Genomic DNA, 5,603 nt, shown 5'->3' with positions numbered 1-5,603 from the left:
GAATAGGACTGCGACGATCGGAGTGGGATTTTGATAGACCAAGAGGTCGACGTACTGGCGATCGGAGCCGGACCGGCAAACCTGGCGTTGGCGATCGGCATCGAGGAGTCCGGTGTACGGGAGCTGGCCGAGAACACCCTGTTGCTGGAGCAGTATCCCGACGTCAAATGGCAGCGGAACCTGCTGCTGCCGTGGGCGCGCAGCCAGGTGTCATTCCTGAAGGACCTGGTGACTCTGCGCAACCCCAGGAGTCGGTTCACCTTCCTGAGCTTTCTGCACGAGCAGGGCCGTCTGGACGAGTTCGTGAACCTGGGCACGTTCAACCCGTTCCGCTGGGAACTGTCCGGCTATCAGCAATGGGTCGCGGACTCCCTGGAGCATGTCCGCGTCCGCTACGGCGCCCGCGCCGAGCGGGTCGAACCCAGGCGGGGCGGCGACGGCACGGTCCTCGGGTGGACGGTCACCCTCGCCGGCGGCAGCACCGTCCGTTGCCGCGACCTGGTCATCGGCACCGGCCGCGACCCGTACGTCCCCGACGTCTTCCGCGAGCTGCCTGCCGACCGGGTGATCCACAGCACCGGGTACTCCACGCGGATCGCGCAACTGCCGACTGATCGTCCACTGCGGGCCGTGGTGGTTGGCGGTGCACAGAGCGCGGCGGAGATGTTCATGGCGTTGCACAAGGACCTTCCGCTGAGCCAGCCGACCCTCCTGGTGCGCTCGGTCGGCCTGCAGAATTACCAGACCAGCAAGTTCGTCAACGAGCTGTTCTTCCCCTCCTTCGTGGACGAGTTCTTCGACAGCGGCCATGAGACCCGCGCGGAGATCCTCGACGAAATGCATCTGACCAACTACGCCGGGTTGGCTGCGCCCTTCGTCGACGAGCTGTACTCGATGCTCTACCAGCAGAAGATGCTGGGCCGCCGGCGATCCGTCGTGCGAGCCATGATTGAGGTCGTCGGCGCCCGCGTCGACGGCGACGAGGTGGCCCTGGACCTGCGGGACCGTAGGAGCGGCAAGATCGAGTCGCTGCGCGCTGACCTGGTGCTGCTCGGGACCGGATACGAACCGGGAATGCCCGCGCTGGTGCGGGATCTCGCACAGCGGCTGGGGCTGGATGACATCGCGGTCAGCAGGCGCTACCGCGTCGACCTGGACGATTCGGCGTGGGGCGCGGTGTACCTGCAGGGCGTCAACGAACAGACCCATGGCATTTCGGACTCGTTGATCAGCGTGCTCGCCCACCGCTCCCAGGACATCATCGCCGACCTGCTCGACCGGCGCGCGGCGCCGGTGGCGTGGAGCGCGTGATGGAGATCCGCAGGTTGGACCGAGCGAATCTGACCCGTGCCTACGGTCTGGACTCGGCACGGCTGTTGCCCTGGCCTGTGCTGAACGCGCCGTTCGAAGGCGCCTGGTGCGTGCTGCGGCCAGGCGACGTGTCGACCGCGCACACTCACCACGAGCACGAGATCTTCATCGCCATGAGGGGTCGCTCGACCCTGGTGGTCGACGACGAGAGGCATGAGTTCACCGAAGGCGACATCGCGCATCTGCCCCCCGAATGCATCCATCAGGTGGTCAATGACGATGCCGAGGACTTCGAGTACTACGGCATCTGGTGGGACAGCGCCATGTCGGTGAAATTCATCGGGTCGCTCGAGGGCCAAAGGCGATGCGATCGTGGTTCTGTCGCATCGCCGGAGGCCGAACTCTCCGGGTCGCTCGAGGGCCAAAGGCGATGCGATCGTGGTTCTGGCGCATCGCCGGAGGCCGAAGTCCCCAGGTCGCTCGAGGGGCAAGTACCGTGACCGGGCGGGTGGTGGTGATCTCGCCCGCGCCCACCGCAAACGGCGACCTGCATCTGGGTCACCTGGCAGGTCCGTTCCTGGCGGCCGATGTGTACACCCGGTACAGCCGCGCGGTAGGCCGCGAGGCGCTGCTGGGCACCGGCGTCCAGGACACCCCGACCTACGTGGTGACCACGGCCCACCGGCTGGGCACGACACCGGCGGAGCTGGTGGCCCGCTCGACGCGGGACGTGCGGGCGACCCTGGCGGCCATGGGCATCGCGGTCGACGGGTTCACCGGGGTCGAGGAACGGTTCATCAAGGTGGTCCGGGGCTTCATGGAGCGGCTGCACGCCGCCGGTAAGTTCCGACTCGAGACGATGATGTTCCCGTACTCGCCGCGCACCGGACAGTACCTGGTGGATGGGTACGTGCGTGGCGGTTGCCCGATCTGTCTGGCCGACGGATGCGCCGGGCTCTGCGAGAGTTGTGCCCATCCGATCGCCGCGGGCGACCTCATCAACCCGCGATCAACCATGTACCCCGACGATCCGGTGCAGTTGCGTGCGGCGCAGGTCCTGGTGCTGCCCATGGAGGAGTACCGGGGTAAAATACGCGACCACTTCGCCGACCAATGCTCGATGATGCGTCCGCACATGGCGCAGGCGGTCGCGGACATGGTGTCCCGGCCGTTGCCGGACTTTCCGGTAACCTATCCGATCTCCTGGGGTATCCCCGCGCCCTTTCCCGAGGTCGCCGGGCAGGTGATCAACCCGAATGCCGAGCCGATGGCCTGGAGCATGTACTGCTCCGCACTGTCCGCCGAGCGCCGAGGCGCGGTGCTGGCCGGCGACGACGAACTGTGGCTGACCGGGGCCGGCTCGTCGGTGGTCTATTTCCTCGGCTTCGACAACATCTACCCGTTCGCGATCGCCGGGACCGCGATGCTGCTGGCGCACGACGGTCGCTACGACCTGCCGGCACGTTTCCTCACCAACGAGTTCTACGAGTTGGACAATGCAAAGTTCTCCACCAGCCGCGGTCATGCGGTGTGGGGCCGGGAGCTGGCGGCCGAGGTGCCCCGGGACCTGATCCGGTTCCATCTGGCCGCGACCAGCCCGGAATTCCAACGCACCGATTTCAGCCGCGAGGCGTTGGTCCGGGTCACCCGGTCGCGTCTTGTCGAGCCGTGGAACCGGGTGGCGGCCAGGGTGGACGAGTGGGTCGACCGGGGGCCGCTGGCGGTGTCGCAGCGGTCCAGGGCATCGGCCGCCCGCATCATCGAACGCGTCACCGGCTCCTACGAGCTTTCCCGGTTCAGCCTCAACCGGGCGGCCGAGACGCTCGCCGAGCAGCTGTCCCGGTTGGACCGGTGGGCGCCGGGCCCGGCGGACAGCGGTGATTTCTGCCACGAGGTTGACATGCTCCTGCGCTGTGCGGCGCCCATCCTGATCGACCTGGCCCGGCAGGCGTTACCCGACACCTTGATCCCAATCGCCGGCCCGGCGGCCACCGAGATCGCGCCCAGGCGCATGCCCCGGCTGCGCGAACGGGCGCAGTGAGATGCCAGCCGATGCCCGGCACGTCCTCATCGTCGGAGCGGGTGTCACCGGCCTGCTGACCGCGATCCGGTGTGCACTGGCAGGCCATCGGGTGACCGTGCTGGATCGGGGTGCCGTCCCCAATCCGATGTCCAGTTCGTTCGATCAGCACCGGACGATCCGGGCACTCGACCCCGGTGATCGGGCCGCCACCCACCGGGTCGCGATGGCTCACCGTCTGTGGCTGGAGTTGGAGGCGCTGCTGGGTACCAGACTCTACCGCCGCGTCGGCGTGGTGACCGCCTGGCCCGCCGGTGAGGTCGACGCGGTGGCCGCGATCGGTGCCGAGGTCGGTCTGTCGGTCGAGCTCGTCGAGCCGGACACGTTGCCGCATATGAGGTTCCCCGCCGGCTGGACGGGAGTGCTGGAGCACGACGCCGGCGTGCTGCTCGCCGACCGGGTCCTGACACTCGCGGCACGATGGCTGGACGCGCATGCCCTGGTGACGGTGCGACCGCGGCGGGAGATTGTCGCGGTCGACGCGGACGCGGGGCAGGTCGTCCTGGCCGACGGTGAGCGGATGGGCGCCGACCTGATCCTCATCGCCGCGGGGCCGTGGTCGCGGGAGCTGGTCGACCTGCCGATGGTGCTGCACCGCCAGGCCATGGTGTATCTGCGGCCACCCGAGGAGCTGGCTCGCTGGTGGGAGGACGCGCCCAGTGCTGGGCGTATCGGCACCGACGGCCGGTCCTGGTTGCTGCCTCCGGGCGACGGAACGTTGCTGAAGGTCAGCTCCAGCGCGTTGTGTCGGGAGGTCGACTCGGTGGCCGACCGCGCGAGCCGGCCCGATCCGGCCGGGACCAGCTGGGTCGATCAGGTGGTGGCGTCGATCCTGACCGACCCGGACCGCTACCCCGTGCACGGGGTCAAGGAGTGCCACTACCTGGTCGACGCCGAGACGGGCGGGGCGAGCCTGGTCCGCCTCGGCCCGGTGGTGTGGGCACGCGCGGCCAGCGGGGGCGACGGGTTCCGCACCGCGCCCCTGATCGCCGCTCAGATTGCCGAGACCGTCATGAGGTCATCGCCGAACTGGAGGGAATACGCATGAACAGTTCCAAGAACGTGCTGTTGGTGATCGGCAGCGGGCTCAAGCTCTACCGCGAGTACCTGGTCAGCTCGGCCGCCGCACGGGCGCGACGGGCCGGACTCGACCTGGTTCTGATCAACAACCTCAAGCCCACCTGGCAGCACGACTACTTCGACGAGATCACTGTGATCAACGTATTCGACCACGAGCTGCTGGCCGGGACGGCCCGCGAGGTGGCGGCCAGACACACGGTGGTCGGGGTGCTGTGCTGGGACGAGCCGTTGGTGATGTCCGCGGCCAAGATCGCCGCCGAGTTCGGCGTACCCGGCCTCAGTATTCCCGGCGTCCACGGCTGCCGGGACAAGCACAACACGCGTTCCCGGCTCACCGCCGCGGGTCTGCTGCAGCCGGGATTCGAGATGGCGGCCACGGCTGGGCAGGCCCGCGCGGCGGCGGAGCGGATCGGCTACCCGGTCGTGGTCAAGCCGCGCGCTCTCGGCGCCAGCATGGGCGTCGTTTTCGCCGCCGACGAGGTTGAGCTGGACGCCGCCTTCGCCGTCGCATCGGACGCGAGCCTGGTCGGCGACGAGTCCTACCGTGGTGGTGCCATCGTCGAGGGCTACGCCGTGGGGCCCGAGATCAGCGTCGACGCAGCCGTGCACAAAGGCGAATACCTGCCGATGTTCGTGGCCCGCAAGCGCACCGGCGGGCACCCCTATTTCGAGGAGATCGGCCACGTCGTCGACGCGGGCGACCCACTCCTGGGCGACACCGTGCTGATGGACACCCTGGCGCGGGCGCACCGGGTGCTTGAGATCGAGGATGGTATCACCCACGCCGAGGTGCGGCTGACCGAGCGGGGGCCGTTGATCATTGAGATCAACGGCCGGCTCGGCGGCGACCTGATCCCGTTTCTCGGCCGGACCGCCACGGGCATCGACCCGGGTGAGGTGCTCGTCGACGTCGCCATCGGGCAGCGGCCGGACATCGCCGCGACCCGGCGAACCGTCGCGGGAATCCGGTTCGGGTATCCGGAGCGGGACTGCCTGGTGCGCTCGGTCCGGGTGCCCGATGCCGCGCCCGGACTGGTCATCGCGTCCCGGATGGTCGAACCCGGTACCGCGCTGCGGCTGCCGCCGGGTGGCTACATCGCCCGTCCCTCCTTCGTGGTGTTCCAGGCCGACG

General features: G+C 68.6%; 4 protein-coding genes and 1 pseudogene. All 5 read left to right on the top strand.

The annotated features are described in order from the left end of the window. Positions 1–30: 30 nt before the first annotated feature. On the top strand, positions 31–1,311 hold the full coding sequence (locus tag U9980_RS20670) for a lysine N(6)-hydroxylase/L-ornithine N(5)-oxygenase family protein (RefSeq protein WP_322769435.1): 1,281 nt from the start codon (positions 31–33) through the stop codon (positions 1,309–1,311). Continuing rightward, positions 1,311–1,652: pseudogene (locus tag U9980_RS20665) on the top strand (cupin domain-containing protein); the annotation flags it as partial. The gene U9980_RS20670 and the pseudogene U9980_RS20665, both read left to right, overlap by 1 nt. A gap of 155 nt (positions 1,653–1,807) precedes the next feature. Further along, on the top strand, positions 1,808–3,352 hold the full coding sequence (locus U9980_RS20660) for a class I tRNA ligase family protein (RefSeq protein WP_322769433.1): 1,545 nt from the start codon (positions 1,808–1,810) through the stop codon (positions 3,350–3,352). A 1-nt stretch (position 3,353) separates the two neighbouring features. After that, positions 3,354–4,439, top strand: coding sequence for an NAD(P)/FAD-dependent oxidoreductase (locus tag U9980_RS20655; RefSeq protein ID WP_322769432.1), 1,086 nt, complete (start codon positions 3,354–3,356; stop codon positions 4,437–4,439). Beyond that, positions 4,436–5,603, top strand: a 1,168-nt coding sequence (locus U9980_RS20650; protein ID WP_322769431.1) for an ATP-grasp domain-containing protein, incomplete at its 3' end; no start/stop codon positions are given. The genes U9980_RS20655 and U9980_RS20650, both read left to right, overlap by 4 nt.

The organism is Protofrankia sp. Cr1, from assembly GCF_963555865.1.
GTDB lineage: Bacteria > Actinomycetota > Actinomycetes > Frankiales > Frankiaceae > Protofrankia.
This window is presented reverse-complemented; position numbering and strand designations above follow the sequence as displayed.